This window comes from Bacillus sp. JH7 (genome assembly GCF_001563515.1).
GTDB lineage: Bacteria > Bacillota > Bacilli > Bacillales > Bacillaceae_G > Bacillus_A > Bacillus_A cereus.
In genome coordinates, this window is the sequence record NZ_LPUS01000001.1 from 2511704 (window position 1) to 2531880 (window position 20177).

Genomic DNA, 20177 nt, shown 5'->3' on the forward strand with positions numbered 1-20177 from the left:
TAACCTCACTATGCAAAAAAATGGAGCGGTTGTTTTAGTTTTCCTCTCCATTTCTTTTTTATGCATAGTTTATTAAAAAATATAATTATTAATTTTTTGCTTCATCTCAGGGATATCTTCTCTTGTTACAGTGAAGCGAATAACCTTCTCATCAAGATCAAGTGCCTCAGCGAATAAACCAGCTAATCCACGTGATTTTCTATCTACTTCCATAATTATTTCTAATCGGTCGTATGCACGTGGCAAAATTAATAATTCTAATTCATCTAATCTGCCGTAGTACTCTCCAGAAACCGGAATAAACTCAAATTCTTGTGCGAATGGAACTTGTTTACGTAATTGATGCGGTAATTCTTCACATTCTATATGACGTGCTTTAAACCCTAATTCATTTACACTATCTAAAACACTACTTAATAATGCATTAGGTAACACTTGAACGTAGTCGCGGTCACTTGGGTCTATACTACGTTTAATATCAAGACCTGTATGAATCCAAACCGTTTTCATACCAAGTGTAAGTGGTGCTTCAATTGGCATTGGAAAAGAAAATGGAATGTCAACTGTTTCATTTGGTTCTACAGAAAAAGGTTCGGTTAAGCGTACTCGCTCTAAATCATATGTTGCTGTTACTTTTTTATCATCCACTTCTCGTACATACGACGTCGATAATGTTAAGTAAATGCTTTCAATTTGTTGGCTAACTGAACCTCCAGTTATATGAACCTTTCCAACTATTTCTTCCCCAACAATATACTCATCTTTTTCAAGAACAGTATCTACCTTTGCACTTCCAATACCAACGCTTGCTAAAAACTTTTGAAACATGGAGTCTCCATCCTTTCTAAAGCAGAAGCTACATCTTGTTTTAAATCTTGTACATTCTCATAGTACGGCGTTTTTATTTGTAACATTCGCATAAGCATTTCGCGATTATAATTTTCCAAAGTTAATTCTTCGTACCATGGTTTTTCCTGTTTTTCATTAGATTCATATCCTGCATATAATAAAAATAATGAGAAATGACCGAGCGCATAAAAGTCGCTACGAAATTGAACTTCTCGCATCAAAGCTTGTTCACCTTCGTAAGTTGTAGCTCGCTCATCATCCTCACCTTTCCATTTAGCTAATCCAAAATCAATAATACTAATTTGATTTTCTTTCATTAATATGTTTGGAATGCGTAAATCTCGGTGAATAATGCCTTCACTATGAAACACCGATACAATTTCTAATATTTCATATAAAATCTCAAAAACTTCACGTTCTGTATATACATACCCATCTATGAAAATATAATCTTCAAAATTTTTACCAGGCATGTACTCCATCACAAAGAAGCTCTTTTTCTCCCATATGAAATGATCATATAGACTAGGAATTGCATGATAATTTAATGTTTGTAAAATCATTTTCTCTTGTTCAAATGATTTTCTACCAGACTCATATCTTTGTTTACTTTGTCTTAATTGTTTTAAGACTTTATATCTATTTATTTGTAAATCATTAACGACATATGTAACCCCATAACTGCCCATTCCAATTACTGATTCAATTTTATAACGCTCTGCAACAATTGTATTTTTTCGCAGTGGTCTATCAAATAATGCTAGTACACGACGCCATTTCATCAGCTACTTGAAAAGAAGCTACGGCTTTTACGTTTTCTTTTATAATGTTGATGTCCATAACCAGATGAACGTCGTTTATAATCGCTACTTGAATACGAGCGCCCTCTACGACGATAATCACTACTTGAATACGAACGATATTTTTTCTTTCCTAATAAAGAATCAATAATTTTTTTGAACATTCCTTCACCTCTTGAGTAAAATTTCCTTTTCATTATATCAATAATTATTGACTATATTTGTGACAGGTTTGTAAAGAGTAAAAAACGACGAGTTATGCCCGTCGTTACTTTCATTCATCCTCTTCATCAAAAACTTCATCAATCATGCATTTCTCTAATAAATACTCAAATGTAATATCTGCGAGATCTTCAATTTCTTCTCGTTTTGGGACGTACCCTCTTTCAATTAGTTGCTCATAAAAAAACTCCGCAATCTCTTCCGTATCAATCACGACTTCAATTTCCTTCATGAGCATCACTCCTTTATTTCTGTTTTATGAAAAAATCTCAAAATTATGTATATGAGATTAGAAAAATAGATTTTATTTTTTTATAGGTCATAAGCTTTGGACGAGATGCATACGATTGTAGTACAAGCTATTCAAAGGGGGAAATAATAATGGAAAATCAATATGAAGTAGGACAAACAAAAGAAGAGTTCATGCATGAAGATCAATGGGCAGACTCTCTTATAAAGTGGCTTTTTATTTTTTTAATAGTTGTAGGCATACCTTATACTGCATATGTTGTTGTTCAATTTATTCTCTCTTTCTAGTTAACTATTTTTTCTCTGTCAATTTAACTAAATAATTATGAACAACATCCATTACAATTTTATATTCTTCATCTTTAAATGTATCGAACAATAATTGATAATCGTTATAAATATCAAGTAATCCATCAATGATTTCTTGACGATTCGTCTTAACACTCACTTTTTTCGAGTTGTTAATTGACTTTAACTTACCTAAATCCAATTTATTCATACCTGCTTTATCTTGTTTCATTTTCTTCAAAATTGCATTTGCCGTTTGAGCATTGGCGAGTAACGTTAAATCTGATTCATCCGCTTCTAACCATTCACCATCCGTAATCCGTGACAATTCATAAATTGTATCTTCCCATGCGTCATTCTTATATCTCCATACTTCTGTACGAAAACCAACAATACGGAAAACATCTTTATCATATCCAGTTACTTGCACAAGATCACCAAACGTGAAATTATAATTTAATTCAATCCACTCCGTATCGCCCTTTTTCATATCTTGCTCTGTAACGTGCTGCAATGTTTGCTCTACGTAAAATCCATCGTGATTATTGACTTCGTATACATAAACTCCATCTAAAACCTTCATATTTGTGATTTTCCCAACGGTTCCATATAGCGTAATCACGACTATGTCCCCTACGTTGTATTTAGGTTGTTTTTTTCTTGCCATCTCTATCTCTCCTTTTTTTGACGTCGTGATTTTGATATCAGTATATGCAACCTACATAAAAACGCTTATCACAGAAGCTTATATTCATAAATTTTTTCAATAAAAAATATAATCTTATAAAATTTACATTACACTCAAACAAAAGCTAGTAACTAGACTAGCTTCAAATCAACAAATTTCATAATAAAAAAACATACAGAATACTTCACTTTAAACAAAGTAATGTATTCTGTATGTTTTCAAATAGTTTTTATCTATCTTGTATGTATAGATCCCAGGCTTCATCAAATATAGACATACTTTCTAGCACTCCGCTCAACTCTAAGTATGAACTAATTTCATCATAGTCTTCAGATTGCTTCGGAAAACTTAAATCATCATACATCGCCTCTGCTAAATCTGAAATTTCATTTCTAAATAAAGCTGCACGATGCTTCATCATATAATGGTAAAATGTCTTTTTCAAAAATATTCCCTACCTTTCTAACTTGGGTACATTATACAAGGCAAAAAAGAAAAAAACCAGCATAAAAGCTGGTTAAAAGTCGAAATAATTTCTTTTTAATAGACGCGGTCTTCCCATTAATTCTTCATATGTTAGTTGTTTTGGTAAATCTTTCGTGTAAATTAAGAATAATTGATCTTCAATTTCTTTTACTGTATGGTCTGATTGATAGTCCATCCCACACGAGGAACAAGAAATACATGGTGTCTCTTGGATTTCAATGGCTTTCGTACCATCTGGTAATTCCCAATATACAGTATTCAAGCTTTCTTTCGCTTCTGTACTGTCACACCACATACAATTCATACTGCATCACCCTCAGTTTTTTTGTCGTTTTCTTCTAACTTAGCCATTTGTGCTTGATATTTTTTATCTTTTAATTGATCGCGCTTATCACGTTTATCTTTTAAAGATGCATGAGTATCATTATCTTCGTAGTCTTTACGACGGTTCATACGCTGTAAGTCGTCTGGAACGAGGTTAAATTTCTTATCGCTCATAAGACCTGCGATACCAACATCTGAACGTTTTTCTTCGTAGTTCGGATAAATCTCTTTAAAGTATCCTTCCGCTCTTCCTGGAATATAGCTCTCTGGCTCTGGATACGTCGTAATAACACCTTCAAAGTTACGAAGTACAACTTTATCTGCACTTTGTGAGATTAAATAGTTTGGTTGAAGTGCAATTTTACCGCCTCCGCCTGGCGCATCAACAACGAATGTCGGAACAGCATAACCAGATGTGTGTCCACGTAAACCTTCAATAATTTCAAGACCTTTAGATACTGGTGCACGGAAGTGACCGATACCTTCAGATAAGTCACATTGATAAATGTAGTATGGACGTACACGGATTTTTACTAAGTCATGCATAAGTTTTTTCATAATTGGAACGCTGTCGTTAATACCAGCTAAAATTACTGCTTGGTTTCCGACTGGAACACCAGCATTCGCTAACATTTCACATGCCTTTTTCGATTCTTCAGTAATTTCAATAGATGTATTGAAATGTGTATTTAACCATACTGGATGGTATTTTTTAATAATGTTACATAAGTTTTCTGTAATACGTTGTGGGAATACTACTGGTGCTCTCGTTCCGATACGAATAATCTCAACATGCGGAATCTCTCGTAAATTTTTTAATACATATTCTAAAATTTTATCGTTAATTAGAAGTCCGTCACCACCGGAGATTAATACATCTCGTACTTGTGGCGTTTCACGAATATAAGCAATTGCATCATCTAATTGTTTCTTCGGTACACCCATTCCAATTTGTCCACTAAAACGACGACGTGTACAGTAACGACAATACATAGAACATTGATTTGTTACTAAGAATAGTACACGGTCCGGATAACGATGTGTTAGCCCTGGAACTGGTGAATCTTCGTCTTCGTGAAGTGGGTCTTCTAAATCATATTTTGTTTTATATAACTCTTCCGAAATCGGTACTGATTGCATCCGAATCGGACAGCGTGGATCATCAGGATTCATTAGCCAAGCATAGTACGGTGTAATGTTTAACGGGATCGTTTTCGTTGAAATTTTAACGCCCTCTTCTTCTTCAGGTGTTAAGTTAATCACTTTTCTTAAGTCATCTAACGTTTTGATCGTATTCGTTAATTGCCAAACCCAATCATTCCATTGCTCTTCAGTAACATCTTTCCATAATTCGATATCCTTCCAGTGACGATTTGGTTTGTATACATCATGTAACATTGCTATTCCCCCTTTTTATACGCTCATCCTTTATATAAGCAATAGTTATGCCAACTTTACATTGTTGATAAGTAAATGTGCGGAGAACCCTATTACATAAGCAAAAAAATATTTTTAAGCGTTGTATGAAATCAATACTTAACATCATATTCATTACTTTTTATATATGTAAACGCTCTTTTATTCGTGCAAACACACAAAAACCGCCGATTATTCGGCGGTTTTGTCGTACTTGCTCAGTTTATATTGAAGCGTTTGACGAGGGATACCCAACATTTTTGCGGCTTGTAATATATTCCCTTCCGTTTCAATCAACGCTTGATCTATTAATTCTTTTTCTGTTTGATGAAGTGCTTCTCTAAGTGGCATTATACCCTTCTTCTTCGAAAACTTCTCTTTCCGAAATGTACGTGGTAAACAATTGGCTGTTAATGTATTCCCTTCTGCAATAATAACAGCATGTTCAATCGTATGTTTTAACTCCCGGACATTTCCAGGCCACTGATAAGCTTGCAGTCTATCTTTCGCTTCCTCATCAATTTGAAGTACACCTTTTTTATAACTTTTATTATATTCTTTCAAAAAATAAGATGCTAATAATAGTACATCCTCAGTTCTTTCACGAAGCGGTGGGATATATAATGAAAATACGTTTAAGCGATAATATAAATCAGTGCGAATTTTATTCTCTCGTAAACATATTTCTGGAGGCTGGTTCATTGCGGTAATAACACGAACATCTACTTTTCTCGTCTTATTATCACCAATTCTTCTAATGACTCCATCTTCTAACACTCGTAACATTTTTGCCTGCAAATCAAGAGGCATTGAATTCAGTTCATCTAAAAATAATGTACCACCATCAACAAGTTCAAATAGCCCAGCTCTTTCAATCGCTCCCGTATAGCTTCCTTTTGTCGTTCCAAACAATAAACTTTCTAATAGCGACTCTGGTAAAGCTGCACAGTTTTGTGCAATAAATGGCTTGTTTTTTCTTTTAGAAGCTTCATGAATTGCTTGTACGAACAGTTCTTTTCCTGTTCCTGTTTCACCATATATTAAAACATTCGCGTCTGTTGGTGCTACTTTTTGTGCTAACTCTTTCGTCTGTTTAAACCGCGTATCATTTGTCACTATCGTCTCAAATGCAGCGTGCTTTTTAATTACTTTTTTTCTAGATGATCGCTTTATTTTCGACTGTAAGTCAACAATTGTGTCAGTAAGTTTTTGAATTGTAGAGTAATCCTTTGCAATTTCAACAGCCCCAGCAATATTCCCATCTATAAAAATAGGTAACGTCGTATTTACTGTACAAACATCTTCACCATTTAAATTTTGATAATGTTGTACCTGATGTACGATAGGTTTTTTTGTATCTAGTACTTTCATCAATGTACTCGTTTCCCTTGATAAAGACGGGAACGCTTCTAACAGATGTTTCCCTAACACTTTTTCAATCTTGGATCCATCGTGTTTTGCAGCTACAGAATTATAAAATATTGTAATTCCATTTTCATCTACAGCGTGTATAGCCTCATCAATACTGCCCAAAATCGCTTCAATGACTTCTTGTGTCGAAACTGCTAGCAATGTCATCCCCCCTCTTGCCGAAAATCCGGCAATTACATGCCGAATTTTCGGCACACCTATGTGCGATTGTAAGCATGACGATTCCGTTCTATAATTTTGACCAATTTTATATTTTAATTAGATAACTCGAAACTCTAATTAGTACAGCTTTTCGAACACCCAGCTCCACCTAACTGTTTTGCTTTACAACCAAATTTTGAGACGGAAGTTTTACTGCTTTCGAATAACTAGATAGATCTTTCACCCATATATTCATATCTTCCAACTTATCAAAAATGTAGCAATTATTCGCCAGTCTTCCTGTATACGTATAGCCTAATTGATGAAAGGCAGCATTCATTCCGAAAGAAAGCGATCGAGCAATTGTATAGGAGCAGAAAATAGATCTTTCTCGAAGCTCTTCCTCTAATTTAATTAGTAAACTTTTCATAAATCCATGTTTACGATATTCAGGTAAAGTAGCACAATTCGTTAATTCTGCATTTCCTTCCTTTATGTTCATTTCTGCAGATGCTGTACTAATAATTTTCCCCTCAAATTCATACACGTAGTAAATTGTATCGTCTTCTTTCATCGTCTGTAATACATAACTCGCTTCATTTAAAGGCGTCGGATACACTTCAAATACTTTTCCGAAGACAGTTGCTAATTCTTCTGCATCTTCTTCAGTCGCTTTTCTCAGCAAAAATTTCTCTGGAACTACTTTTTCTTTTATTTCTTTTCCTTTTACACCGCTTAATATAGTATCTTCCTCAGTCCAATGCATACTATTTCGTCTTTCATCATTATTATATTTCACAAAAAAGTATGCATCGTGTCCTTGAAAATAATGAGGTATCGTTGCTTCCAACAAAAAACCGAAAGAGAGCCATGTTGAAACATGCTCTCCCTTTCCTTTAATAATACATTTAGTGAAAGAATGTTTCTCTGCTAGTTCGTCAATTGTCTGTATAATACTTTCAACATTTCCTGTATAGTGATCTACCCGGATACGTTTATTAAAATAATCTAAAACGCCTTCTACTGTATAACAATTCGTCTGTTCTCTAAAAGATTCATAGTATTTCATTTTTTCACCTCACACCAATCTAGTAATGTACATGCAATAATTTTTGCGGCAGCTATCATTTTATCAACTTCTATATATTCGTTTGGATAGTGTGCTACTTTCGTCTCTCCTGGACCAAATACTATTGTTGGTACGTTTGCAATTTGTGTAAATAAACCTCCATCAGTCCCCCACGGAGATGCTTCAATAATTGGTTCGTTCCCTTCGATTTCAACAAAGTTATGATGAAGTGTTGTAATGAGTTCATGATTTTCTTCTAATTCACCAGGAACCCATCTCGCTCCAAACCATTCTACTTCTACCGGATTTTCAACAAACCAATTGTCCACATCATTTAATTCAACAATCCAATTCTCAAACTCTTCTTTTGCCGCCTCTATAGTCTCATTCGGCGCAACACCGCATCTTCCTTCTAAAATTAATTCATCGGGAACAGAACTTGGCCAACTCCCTCCTTCAATTTTGCCAATGTTAATTGGAATTGGAATTGGAATTCCTTTAAATAACGGATCTGTAATTCGACTATTTCTTTTCTCCTCTAGCTTTCTTACATGTTCTATAACAAACATGCTTTTTTCAATTGCACTAACCCCTTCATAGCGCGTTCCACCGTGTGCAGCTTTCCCTTTTACACGTAGACGAAACCACATGGAACCTTGTTGTTTCGGGAAAAACTTCATATTAGTAGGCTCTGGAATAATGACACCATCTGCTTTATATCCTCGTAATATAGTTGCTAATGTCCCTGCTCCACCACTTTCCTCTTCTATTACACTTTGAAAATAGATGTCTCCTTTTAATTCAATACTAGATTCAATGATCGCTTCCATCGCAAGCATAAGTGCGACATTTCCGCCCTTCATATCCGTCGTTCCACGGCCATATATACGATTCCCTATTTTCTCACCGCTATAAGGGTGATGTTCCCACTGATTCACATCCCCTTCTGGAACTACATCAATATGCCCATTTAATATCATAGATTTCCCGTCGCCACTTCCTTTTAAAGTTGCTACAATATTTGGGCTATCTGAAAAACTTGTACGGGGTGATACAAAATAAGGATGATCTTTCATTTTAGAAAAGGAGGGCTCCCATATATCGAGATCTAAACCTAATTCACGTAATTTTTCAATCACAATTGCCTGCGCACCGCTTTCATCACCAGATACGCTCTTTTCTTGAATTAATCGTTTTAAAAATTTCACACTTTCCTCTTCATGGCTCTCAATATAATCACAAACTTGCTTTTTTAATTGCTCCATATATTACATCTCCCTTCATTCAATTACTAGTAAGTTAGAACTAATTTGAAAATCAGCTTCTGTATGTCGTTTTACATCTTCTACTGTGTATGGGCTCATTAATTCTTGTAATATAAGTCCACTCGGAGTTACCTCCATGACTGCCATATCAGTAATAATTAAATCTACACATTTCTTTGAAGTTAATGGCAATGTACACTCTGAAACAATTTTTGCATTTCCGTACTTATCAACATGATTCATCACAACAACGACCCGCTTCGCTTTTTGTGCTAAATCCATTGCTCCACCAATACCTGGAACACGTTTTCCAGGTACAATCCAGTTTGCTAAATCGCCATTTTCACTTACTTGTAATGAACCAAGAATCGTTATGTCTAGCAAACCTTTTCGAATCATCCCAAACGCTGTGCAGCTATCGAAATAACTCGCTCCTGTTATAAGAGAAGTTGGTAAACCTGCTGCATTACACAAATTTTCGTCTTCATTCCCTTTACTTGGCGTTGGTCCCATGCCCACGATTCCATTTTCGGCATGAAACATAACATTTATATCGTCAGGCAAATGATTTGGTACAAGCGATGGTATGCCAATACCTAAATTTACAATCATACCATTTTGTATTTCTTTCGCCGCACGCCTAGCAATCTTATCCCTCACTTCTACGCCCATACCCATTTCCAGTTCACTCCTTCCGACGGTACAATATAATTTACGAAAACACCTGGAACGACAATTTCCTCTGGATCTAAACTTCCAAGCGGGACTATTTCTTCCGCTTCTACAATTGTTATATCCCCAGCCATCGCTACGTGAGGATTCATATTTCGTGCACTTTTGTCAAATACAAGGTTACCAAACGGATCTGCCTTTTTTGCATATACAATTGAAACTTCAGCAGTTAATGCTGTTTCAACTAAGTAGGTCTTACCATTCATTTCAACTGTTCGTTTTCCCTCTTCCACAATCGTATCAACACCAACATCAACTAAAACACCACCAAGACCAACGCCACCAGCGCGAATGCGCTCTGCTAATGTTCCCTGCGGAGAAAACTCAATTTGTAATCTTCCCTCGTTTAGTTGCCTTCCTGCATTTGGATTGGAGCCAATGTGAGAAGTAATTAGTGATTTAACTCTTTCATTTGTAACAAGACGACCGATACCTACATCAGGAAATCCAGTGTCATTTCCAATCAAATTTAAATTTGTAACGCCTTTTTCTAAAATTGCCTGTATTAAAGATGGAGGGGATCCAATCCCTCCAAATCCCCCAAACATTAATGTCATATCATCATGGAACAAAGAAATTACTTCCTCAATTTCTTTTAATTTACCGAATGTATTTGTAATAGTTGTCATGCGATACTATGCCCTCCTTTTTGCATCATCTCTTCCACACTTTTAGAGAAAATTGAAAGTAATTCATCTAACTCGGAATATGTAGTTGTCATTGGCGGTGCTACAAGCAGTGCACTATCTTCTTTTCCTGCTTGCCCTGAAACTGCTTGATATAAAAGTAGGCCGTTTTTAGCTGCAACTGAAATAAGCTCTGACGCTTTTGTAAACGGTTGCAATTCTACTCCGATTAGCAACCCTTTTCCGCGCACATCAGCAATGATTGTCGATTGTTGCTGAACTTTCTGTAAGCCTTTTATTAAATACTCTCCCTTTTCTGCTGTTTTTTCAGGAAGATTATGTTTCTCCATATATTCAATAACAGCTAAAGCCGTTGCTGCAGACAATGGATTTGCACTTAACGTATGACCGCTCATTACTGAACGTGATCCACGTAATATTGGTTCCATAACACGATCACTTACAACTGTCGCTGCCATCGGTGTATATCCCGCTCCTAACCCTTTACCAAGTGTCATAATATCCGGCTCTACGCCCCAATGCTCCATCGCAAACCATGCTCCAGTACGACCAAGCCCAGTCATTACTTCATCCGCAATAAATAAAATATCGTAATGATTACAAATCTCTTTAATGACTTTATAATAGTCTTTCGGCGGAACAACCGCGCCTCCAGCTGCTCCGATAATCGGCTCAGCAATAAAAGCAGCAATATGCTCTGCACCAATTCTTTCAATTGATCTTTCTAGTTCAGTCGCACATGCCAGCTGACAAGTTGGATATACCTTTTGAACAGGACATCTGAAACAATATGGAGCTGGTATAGTCGGATAATCTTCCAAAATAGATACGAAACGTTGTCTACGTAGTGGATGCCCAGACATTGATAAAGCACCCATCGTAATACCGTGATAACTCATCCATCTTGATAAAATTTTATGTTTCCCTTGAATACCTCGCTCTTGAAAATGCTGAATTGCAATTTTCATAGCTGTTTCATTCGCTTCCGTACCACTATTTACAAAAAAACTCCAGTTCAAATCTCCTACACTTAAATCACTTAACTTCTTCGCTAATTTTTCAGCTGGTTCACTCGTAAACTGTGATCTATAAACGAAAGCAATCTCCTCAGCTTGCTTTTTAATAACGTCTGCAATCTCCTTTACGCCATGCCCAATACCTGCCGTAATTGCTCCTGACGAACCATCAAAATATTTATTGCCATTTTGATCATACAAATAAACACCTTTTCCATGTGAAATCATTGGATACGGCTGACCAACAAGTGGTTTAATTAAGTAATCGCGCATAGCGCTCCCCCATTTCTCCAATTTGTATATATATATGAAGAAAATTGACGTTTCTTTCATAAAAAAGAATCCTCTGCAAAAGCAGTGAATTTATCAAAAAACTATTATAAAATATACAAATGAGTGCTTAAAAAATTTTATAAAACAGAAAATTCAGAACTAAAAAACCGAAGACCAACCCTTTTCTATACGCCCAAATGACCCTCCTTTTTATATGAAATGACTGCATCACCAAATGTTTTTATAGCATAATGCCAGCTGTCCTTAAATACCGACATTCTGTACACTTCGACGGAACTCCCGTTAAACTCCTTCCTATTATCCTACTTTAAATTGCATATTTTAAAACAAATTTCGACACCCACCTTACTAATCAATTCAGATTCCTATTCATTATGTAAACTTTTCATTTTTAAACTATAAAAAAAGAACCGATTAACCACACTAATCAGTTCGTCATGACGCTCTCTTATGGGTTAATACTGTCAATTGCTAAAATAAATAGAAAAATGAAGTTTACAAATTCATCCTACAGTCTATAACACAAAACCTTTTCATAACTTCATTCACAATTACTATCGGGATATCCCTATCCCGAAGTGGCACTCCTTTCCTCAGATTCAAAGTATCTTTCCTTTATAATTTATGTAGGACAATTATCACTTTGTATGTGTATTTGCCTATAATTAAAAAAATCCCTAGTTTTCTAGCGATTTTTGGACATGTATTCAATATGTTAATTGAAATGCACTTTCAATTTGGCATTTATTTTACTTTCGTACAGTCATATGTACTGCTTTACTCTGTGAAATTCTCGTAAGCACCAGCACCTCTTTATGAAAACATATTTGTTGTCACTTTTTAATTTTCCCTTTATAAAATCATTTTTTTTGCATAACCGCTTTCTTGCTTCGCATATAGTTTTAATGATGACAAAGGAGGAATGTTCATGTCTCAATCTGAAATCGAAAAATATGGACAAGAAGTTACGCAATACGAACAGCTCGCACGTTACTATCAGTTTCGTAACCCTAAAAAATATATAGAATTATATATGAAATATTACGATGCACTATCAAAACTTGTACAGGCGTATGAAACAAGAGACTCACAAGAAGCTGCTTTACCATCACATATAAGAATTTTTCATGCCGATCCAAATATACCGGCGGTTGACATTTTAGTAAACGGACAAAAGGTTATTAAAAATATTTCATTTAAGCAATTCAGCCCTTATTTATCATTAGTGCAAGGGAAATACCGTATAGATATTGTTCCTGTCGGAAATGAAACTCCAATCTTTTCAGCGTTGGTACCAATAATGGGAAATCATACTTATACTCTTGCTGCAATAAATAGTGATAATCACCTACAATTACAACCTATACTTGATAATACACATTTACCAGCTGGTCAAGCAAAAATACGCTTTGCACATTTCTCTCCAGATACCCCTGTTGTAAATGTAGATTTAAAAGATGGAGATCATTTATTTGAAAATGTACTCTTTAAACAAATAACCGATTTTTTGCAAGTTAGCCCTGGTACAGCAGATATTGAAATTTCACTCGCAGATAATAAAAACATTTTATTGACTATACCGAAATTCAATGTTGAACCAAATGTTATTTATACAATTTCAATAGTAGGTTATTCAACTAAAGATCCTAAATTAGAAGCCGTTATACTCACAAATTAAAACAGTCTACACCATTCATTTGGTGTAGACTGTTTATTTTTGAAATGCAATTTGAAATTCTGTCCAATCGTTATCTGATCGACACATAATGGATCCATTATGTTTTTCCACAATTTGTTTACATACAAATAATCCAATACCAGTTCCTAACTTTTTAGTAGTTACAAATGGTTCAAAAATCGTTTCTACATTTTCAGCTGGAATCATTGGTCCATTATTTTTTATCACAATTCGAATAGCTTGATCTTCTTCAAATACATCAATGATAATTTTTCGTTCTTCTTTCATTGATTCAAGAGCATCAATTGAATTCATTAATATGTTTAAAAATACTTGTCTCACTTCACTCCGATAACCAACAAGCGGAATTGGATACGGTAAATTCTTTTCAATCAAAACATTCGCATTGACCAAACTCGGATATAAGAATTGTATAATGTCTTGAAACAAGTCATTAAGCCAAAACCGTTCCGATTCATTCCACATTTCTTTTTTTGATACGAGTAAAAATTGCGAAATACGAAAATTTAATTGATCTAATTCATGCGAAATAATATCTAAATACGATAAACTCGGATGATCTGCCTTTAATAATTTGACAAACCCCATAATGGAAGTAAGCGGATTACGAAATTCATGTACAAAACTAGCTGACATTTGTCCTAAAATCGTCAGTCTTTCTTTATGTGTTTCGTTAATATATTGCTGTTTTTCCTCTAAATTCTTCGATATAATTTCCGAGTATTTTAAAACGGTATAATAAATTAATTTGTCAAAACAAGTATGTATTTTTGCCATAATTGGTTTCAATTCACGAGCGCTAACATCTAATTCACACATCGCTTCGAAAAGTTCATTTCTTCCCACGTTTGCGTTATAAACAAAATCTCCAATATTCGCATCTGCTCCAGCACGTTCAATAGCAATTTTCTCACATAACGGTTGAAGATAATTTATATCTTTATCTTCCATAGTAAGTTCGATAATTAACTCTAGTAAATCCTCTCCATTTTGAACTACTTCTAGTTTAAATGGATCTTTTTCGGAAATTATCATTTTGTTTTTCCAGTTCTCTACGAATTGGTGCCTATTGTTTTTCAAGTGTGAACAAAATATTTCTTTAATATCCTTATCGATTGGAAAAACCTCCATTCCCTCCATTTCCATACGACGAATACCCTTTATATTTTGAATATTAACACAAAAAATACGATTCGTTAATAGATTTTTGTCACATTTTGTTAATTTCTGTTGATAAAATTATTTTTTCTTTCTTATTTAACTAATTGTATGCAAATCCCCTTTTTCCTTCACATATTTTCATTATTTCCGTAATCAAAACGACTTTTTTGCATCATTTTTAATTCTTGCGTACAATAGAAAATGAAAGGTGTGAAAAATATGGTAAATAAAAATGTGGAAGATTATCTCCAAGAAGGCATTTACGGCCAAAAGCAAAACAAACCAGAAGAACGTAATATGTATTTAACTACATTACGTGAGCGTGTGGAAATCGCTTTAACGATCGGTCAAGTAATGCAAAGTAATGTATACTCTGAAGTGGCGGGTAGCATGCGCCCTTCTCAATCATTACAACTCCTCCTAAATGGTGGCATTGCTTACCCACATTTATCAAAATACATTAAATTAGCAAACGAAAAAAATGTTCCTTTTACAATTGTTCAAAATAAAGATACAAAAACACCCATCGGTTTAGTATTAACTCATGCTACTGCTATAGATAAAGAACAAATTTATGTAGAAGATACTATTTTCAAACAAGAAATGAAGTAAAAGTTACACTTAATTAAATAGTTACTAGCAGCGTAAAAAACGAGTATGGAATCGTAAACATTTCCTACTCGTTTTTTAGTGCAAGTTTTAAGTTTTTCTATTTTATTTTTTAATACATACTAATTTCATTTCTGTCATTTCTTCTATTGCATATTTAATTCCTTCACGCCCCGTACCACTTTCTTTCACACCACCATAAGGCATATGATCTACTCTGAACGTTGGGATATCATTAATCATGACACCACCAACCTCTAGCTCATCAATTGCACGCATTGCTTTAAATAAATTATTTGTGAATACACCTGCCTGTAAGCCGTAACGCGAATTATTTACTTGTTCAATCGCTTCATCAAATTCTTTAAATGTATTTACTGTCATGAGTGGACCGAATACTTCTTGGCACTGCACAGATACATGATCTGGAACATTTGTTAATACAGTCGGTTCAAAAATTCTTGCATCCCGCTTCTTACCACCGCATAAAACAGTTGCTCCTTCCTTAATTGCTTCTTGAACCCACATATCAATTCGCTCTACATCTCTTTTTGAAATTAAAGCTGATACATCCGTTTCCTCAAGCAGTGGATCACCAACAACAACTGATTCCATCGCTTTCTTTAGCTTCGAAAGAAATTCATGCATTTTCGTTTCATGTACAAAAACACGTTGTACTGAAATACAAACTTGCCCATTATTAACAAATGCTCCCCATTTTACACGTTCAATTATTTCATCTGTTAACTCTACATCTTCATCAATGATAACAGCAGCATTTGAGCCTAGTTCTAACGTAACTCGTTTTAGCCCAGCCTTTTGTTTTATTCCGATTCCAACTTTTGGACTTCCGGTAAAAGTAATAGAAGCAACGTAATCATTTTTGACGATTGCCTCACCAACCGTGGAGCCAGGACCAGAAATGATATTTAAAGCTCCATTTGGCAATCCTGCCTCTTCAAATAACTCAACTAATGCATAAGATGATAATGGCGTTTGATCAGCTGGCTTTAATACAACTGTATTTCCGGCAGCGATTGCTGGTCCAACTTTATGCGCTACTAAATTTAATGGGAAATTAAATGGTGTAATAGCCCCTATAACCCCAATCGGCTTTCGGATTGTATATGCAATACGCCCATCTGCACCAGGTGCGGCGTCTAATGGCAATGTCTCACCATATATACGCTTCGCTTCTTCAGCTGCAAATTTGTATGTTTGAACAGTACGATCTACTTCTCCCCTTGCAGCACGTATTGGTTTTGCAGCTTCTTTTGCAATAATCTCTGCAAATTCTTCTCTTCTTTCATCCATTTTTTGTGCAACTTTCTCTAAAATAGTCGCACGATCATATGCAGATAATGTATTCATTTTTGTCATTGCATTTTTTGCAGCGGTAACAGCCTCTTTTACATCTTCTTCCGTGCCTTGTGCAATTTCCGCTAATGTTTCTTCAGAATATGGTGCATATAATGGTTTATACGTGTTTACAGATTTCCAATCTCCATTTATATATAAATGCTTTTTCATAATTCTTCTCCTTCCAAATATATGTATACAACAATACTTCACCTAGTGAAAGGTTCGACTTATGTCATTGTATCATAGCTCCTATCCCTCAAAAAACATTATGCTCAAAAAAACTCTGCTATATAGCAGAGTTTACGAGCTAATTTGCTCTTGTAACGAAATTTGTTTTTCATCTTCTAAAATAACAATCGATTCTACTATCTTTGTAACTTCTAATCTTTTTATATAATGTCCATCTAATTCTTTCACACAAAACTTATAATTTTCAATTTCAATGGAATCCTCTTCAGCAATCTCTATATTCTTCGTTAAAATCCAACCACCGATTGTATCAACACCATCATCATCAATCCCTAAACCAAATAACATATTCACTTCACTAACAAGTACTTTTCCCTCTAGTATCGTCTTCGTTTCACTAACCTTTTGAATTTCTGGCTGCTCATCCGTATCAAACTCATCCTGAATATCTCCAACAATTTCTTCCAGAATATCTTCAACAGTAACAAGTCCAGATGTTCCACCATATTCATCTATCAATATAGCAATATGTGTTCTTTCTTTTTGCATTTTTAAAAACAAATCATGAATTGGAATAGAATCGATAACTAAAATAATTGGTCTCATATATTGCTCTACTGTCTTCTTATTAACAGCTTTATGTTGTACAAATTCAGTAAAAATATCTTTAAAATTCACAAAACCTATTACGTGGTCTTTGTCGCCATCAACAACTGGATACCTTGTATATTTTTCACGAGACATTTTTTGCAAAGCTTCTTCAGCAGGCATCTCTTTACTTATAATATTCATTTCAGTTCGAGGTACCATTATTTCTTTTGCAATGCGATCATCAAATTCAAAAATTTTATTCACATATTTATATTCAGATTGATTAATCTCACCATTTTTATAACTTTCTGAAACTAACAACCGTAATTCTTCTTCTGAATGAACCTCATCATGTCCCTTCGGCGGTTTCAGCCCTAGCAGCTTCGTAATGATTCGAGCTGAACCATTTAATAGCCAAATGAATGGGAATGCAATACGATAAAAGAAAATTAACGGCTTAGAAACAAGTAAACTCACTTGTTCAGATTTTTGAATTGCAAATGTTTTTGGGGCCAATTCACCTATTACAACATGTAAAAAAGTAATTAACAAAAACACTAAAATTACAGCAAAAATGTCTGCTAGTTGAGTAGAGATATTCCAATTTGCAAAAAGCGTATCAAATATTTGCTTTAACGCAGGTTTACCAAACCACCCAATTCCTAAAGCTGTAACAGTAATTCCCAGCTGACAAGCAGATAAATATTCGTCTAAGTTTGTAATGACTGTTTTGACCGATGTTGCACGATTATTTCCTTCTGCAATTAAATAGTCAATTCGTGAACTTCTCACTTTAACAATTGCAAATTCTGCTGCAACGAAAAATGCCGTTAAAGCAATTAAAACAATCACTATACTTATACTATATATGTCCAAATACTTTTCCTTACTTACTTTGTAAGCAAGGAAGCCACCTCCTACTTAATTTTATTCAAGTGAAGTAAGCCTTCTAATACTCTAACAAAATTCTACATTAGCAACCACCTTTTTATATATTATATGCATACATAAAAAAGATATTTATCATTATGATAATCTAATTCATTTACACTCGTCAAATTATTCTAAATGTTACGATAAAACATTTTTATTTAAACGAACTATTCTTCTCAACTCAATTTCGTGAAAAAACACTTTCTTTGCCGATTCCACACTTCTTTTGTCGCACTAGAAGGGAACTTACTTCATAGCTCGAAATCATTCAACAGGATATATATAGGAGGGATTATTTTGGAATATAAAACACCATTTATCGCAAAGAAATTAGGTGTTAGCCCAAAGGCTGTTGTCCGGATCGCACAACAATTAAATCTTACGATAGAGAAAAACAAATATGGCCACTTTATTTTCACACAAGAGGATGTCGATCAAATGTTAGAACACCATCGATTTCAAATAGAGCAATCTCAAAATTCTCAATCTACTCAAAAGGCTTCCTCAAATGAAGTTGAGGAATTAAAAACTCAAGTTAATACAATTGTTCAAAACATATTACCCAATGATTTTGAGCAATTAGCTGATCAATTAAACACTATTACGAGAAGACTTGATCGAATGGAAGAACAAATGCAAGATAAGGCAAATGATGTCGTCACGTACCAACTTTTACAACACCGTCGTGAAATGGAGGAAATGTTAGAGCGAATTCAAAAATTAGAAGCTGCCCTAACGAAAGAAGAACCCATTTATATTACTCCTGATTCAAAACCAACATATGAACGAGAAAAGAAACCGAAGCGCCGCAAAATGATTTTTAGTATATTTGGATTATAATTTTTAGACCCTTATTAAAATAATAAGGGTCTTTTTTAATGAAGAGTTATATCCTATACAAATATTATTCTCTTTATTATACATATTCACTTCGCTTTATTTCGTTAACATAATATTTTTACTGTATTCTGCAATTAATGCCTGTGCATGAGCATTCCCTTGAATCACATCACGAAATTCTTTTAAAGAATACAAATGCGTAACCCCTTTTCGAGCATGAATTCTTACTGGTACACCTTGTAAAGTATCATGAAACTGAAATGGATTATCTATTGGCTCAATTGGAAAACCAAGTGTAAGTAAATACATATACATTCTTTTTGTTACTGCTGCAATGTACCATTCAGCTTTTGTTTCTAACGCATGTATAAATAAAATAGCTGTTAGCCTTTTGAAATGTCCTCTCCCACGAGACGTTTTCGAAATACTTAACTTGCCTATTTCATATACATTCTTCAAATCTTTTACTAAATCATTTTTAGAAAACGGATAGAAAAACTCAGAATTTGATTGTTCAGGTATCGTATACTTAATACATTCTACTGTACCAATAGGATGTTCATCTTCTATTAATAAAAATCGTGATGGATTTAAATTACGTTCTACGAACATTAAGTTTCTTTCTTCACAAAAATCTCCCCATAGTTGCTCGAACCCAAAATGTTCTTCCTTTGTTTGAACACGCTGGAACATATTTAACCGCCTTTCCCATCGTCGCTCTGTTTTTGATAACGCTTTCACTATCTATCATATAAGAACAAATCTTCGTATGCAACTAAAAATATTTATGACTTATTATATTCTGCAAAATGAATTAGATTCCAATTTAATCGACTTTTATCCCGCGCTCACATTCCTTTTAATAACACATTTGTA

22 protein-coding genes are annotated in these 20177 nt (G+C 34.4%); 4 read left to right on the forward strand and 18 right to left on the reverse strand.

Annotation, left to right across the window (positions count from 1 at the left end):
• Nucleotides 1-72: 72 nt before the first annotated feature.
• The 4 genes from AU379_RS12540 to AU379_RS12555 form a co-directional block, all read right to left on the reverse strand.
• Nucleotides 73-828, reverse strand: a complete 756-nt coding sequence (locus tag AU379_RS12540) for a sporulation protein (protein WP_061139332.1) — start codon at nt 826-828, stop codon at nt 73-75.
• Complete coding sequence (locus AU379_RS12545; RefSeq protein ID WP_000872067.1) at nt 810-1631, reverse strand: protein kinase; 822 nt, start codon at nt 1629-1631, stop codon at nt 810-812. Before AU379_RS12545 ends, AU379_RS12540 begins: the two co-directional genes overlap by 19 nt.
• On the reverse strand, nt 1631-1813 hold the full coding sequence (locus AU379_RS12550; RefSeq protein WP_000473371.1) for a hypothetical protein: 183 nt from the start codon (nt 1811-1813) through the stop codon (nt 1631-1633). Before AU379_RS12550 ends, AU379_RS12545 begins: the two co-directional genes overlap by 1 nt.
• Before the next feature lie 110 nt (nt 1814-1923).
• Entirely contained in the window at nt 1924-2103 is a 180-nt protein-coding gene (locus AU379_RS12555) for a YozD family protein (protein ID WP_000658451.1), read from the reverse strand.
• Nucleotides 2104-2252: 149 nt separating this feature from the next.
• On the opposite strand from AU379_RS12555, the gene AU379_RS29110 reads away from it, so the two are divergent.
• Nucleotides 2253-2408, forward strand: a complete 156-nt coding sequence (locus AU379_RS29110) for a DUF3930 family protein (protein WP_000431486.1) — start codon at nt 2253-2255, stop codon at nt 2406-2408.
• A 4-nt stretch (nt 2409-2412) separates the two neighbouring features.
• On the opposite strand, the gene AU379_RS12560 is transcribed toward AU379_RS29110, so the two are convergent.
• From AU379_RS12560 to AU379_RS12605, 10 genes are all read right to left on the reverse strand, one after another.
• The gene (locus AU379_RS12560; RefSeq protein ID WP_000101499.1) at nt 2413-3075 is read right to left on the reverse strand and encodes a hypothetical protein; all 663 of its coding nucleotides are present in this window, start codon (nt 3073-3075) and stop codon (nt 2413-2415) included.
• Between the two features lie 250 nt (nt 3076-3325).
• The gene (locus AU379_RS12565) at nt 3326-3541 is read right to left on the reverse strand and encodes a YozE family protein (RefSeq protein ID WP_000750720.1); all 216 of its coding nucleotides are present in this window, start codon (nt 3539-3541) and stop codon (nt 3326-3328) included.
• Nucleotides 3542-3613: 72 nt separating this feature from the next.
• Nucleotides 3614-3886 (reverse strand): YokU family protein, encoded by a 273-nt coding sequence (locus AU379_RS12570; protein ID WP_000995763.1) that lies wholly within the window; start codon nt 3884-3886, stop codon nt 3614-3616.
• Complete coding sequence (ablA, locus tag AU379_RS12575) at nt 3883-5304, reverse strand: lysine 2,3-aminomutase (RefSeq protein WP_000902142.1); 1422 nt, start codon at nt 5302-5304, stop codon at nt 3883-3885. Before ablA ends, AU379_RS12570 begins: the two co-directional genes overlap by 4 nt.
• A 210-nt stretch (nt 5305-5514) precedes the next feature.
• Nucleotides 5515-6900: an arginine utilization transcriptional regulator RocR gene (gene rocR, locus AU379_RS12580; protein WP_011110073.1), complete on the reverse strand. Its 1386-nt coding sequence runs from the start codon at nt 6898-6900 to the stop codon at nt 5515-5517.
• 163 nt (nt 6901-7063) lie between these two features.
• The gene (ablB, locus tag AU379_RS12585; RefSeq protein ID WP_000878603.1) at nt 7064-7963 is read right to left on the reverse strand and encodes a putative beta-lysine N-acetyltransferase; all 900 of its coding nucleotides are present in this window, start codon (nt 7961-7963) and stop codon (nt 7064-7066) included.
• Entirely contained in the window at nt 7960-9228 is a 1269-nt protein-coding gene (locus AU379_RS12590) for a peptidase (protein WP_000436691.1), read from the reverse strand. The genes ablB and AU379_RS12590 overlap by 4 nt, the downstream gene beginning before the upstream one ends.
• Nucleotides 9229-9243: 15 nt before the next feature.
• Nucleotides 9244-9906 carry a CoA transferase subunit B gene (locus AU379_RS12595; RefSeq protein WP_000525278.1) on the reverse strand — a complete coding sequence of 221 codons (663 nt, stop codon included), beginning with the start codon at nt 9904-9906 and terminating at the stop codon, nt 9244-9246.
• The gene (atoD, locus tag AU379_RS12600) at nt 9891-10589 is read right to left on the reverse strand and encodes an acetate CoA-transferase subunit alpha (RefSeq protein WP_000208107.1); all 699 of its coding nucleotides are present in this window, start codon (nt 10587-10589) and stop codon (nt 9891-9893) included. Before atoD ends, AU379_RS12595 begins: the two co-directional genes overlap by 16 nt.
• Nucleotides 10586-11896, reverse strand: coding sequence for an aspartate aminotransferase family protein (locus AU379_RS12605; protein WP_001205884.1), 1311 nt, complete (start codon nt 11894-11896; stop codon nt 10586-10588). The genes atoD and AU379_RS12605 overlap by 4 nt, the downstream gene beginning before the upstream one ends.
• A gap of 949 nt (nt 11897-12845) precedes the next feature.
• Here AU379_RS12605 and AU379_RS12610 point away from each other — a divergent pair.
• Nucleotides 12846-13595, forward strand: coding sequence for a DUF4397 domain-containing protein (locus AU379_RS12610; protein WP_030025541.1), 750 nt, complete (start codon nt 12846-12848; stop codon nt 13593-13595).
• A gap of 33 nt (nt 13596-13628) precedes the next feature.
• On the opposite strand, the gene AU379_RS12615 is transcribed toward AU379_RS12610, so the two are convergent.
• On the reverse strand, nt 13629-14762 hold the full coding sequence (locus tag AU379_RS12615) for a BA2291 family sporulation histidine kinase (protein WP_000425086.1): 1134 nt from the start codon (nt 14760-14762) through the stop codon (nt 13629-13631).
• A 234-nt stretch (nt 14763-14996) separates the two neighbouring features.
• Here AU379_RS12615 and AU379_RS12620 point away from each other — a divergent pair, with 234 nt between their 5' ends.
• Entirely contained in the window at nt 14997-15389 is a 393-nt protein-coding gene (locus AU379_RS12620; protein ID WP_061139333.1) for a YueI family protein, read from the forward strand.
• 102 nt (nt 15390-15491) lie between these two features.
• On the opposite strand, the gene AU379_RS12625 is transcribed toward AU379_RS12620, so the two are convergent.
• Both AU379_RS12625 and AU379_RS12630 read right to left on the reverse strand, forming a co-directional pair.
• On the reverse strand, nt 15492-16916 hold the full coding sequence (locus tag AU379_RS12625) for an aldehyde dehydrogenase family protein (protein ID WP_000716459.1): 1425 nt from the start codon (nt 16914-16916) through the stop codon (nt 15492-15494).
• Nucleotides 16917-17048: 132 nt separating this feature from the next.
• A complete protein-coding gene (locus AU379_RS12630; RefSeq protein WP_061139334.1) occupies nt 17049-18404 on the reverse strand; it encodes a hemolysin family protein in 1356 nt (451 codons plus the stop codon).
• A gap of 354 nt (nt 18405-18758) precedes the next feature.
• Between AU379_RS12630 and racA the strand changes: the two genes are divergently transcribed.
• On the forward strand, nt 18759-19301 hold the full coding sequence (racA, locus tag AU379_RS12635; protein WP_000456021.1) for a chromosome-anchoring protein RacA: 543 nt from the start codon (nt 18759-18761) through the stop codon (nt 19299-19301).
• Nucleotides 19302-19397: 96 nt separating this feature from the next.
• Here racA and AU379_RS12640 read toward each other — a convergent pair whose 3' ends face one another.
• Nucleotides 19398-19994 (reverse strand): hypothetical protein, encoded by a 597-nt coding sequence (locus AU379_RS12640; protein WP_000487794.1) that lies wholly within the window; start codon nt 19992-19994, stop codon nt 19398-19400.
• Nucleotides 19995-20177 lie beyond the last annotated feature (183 nt).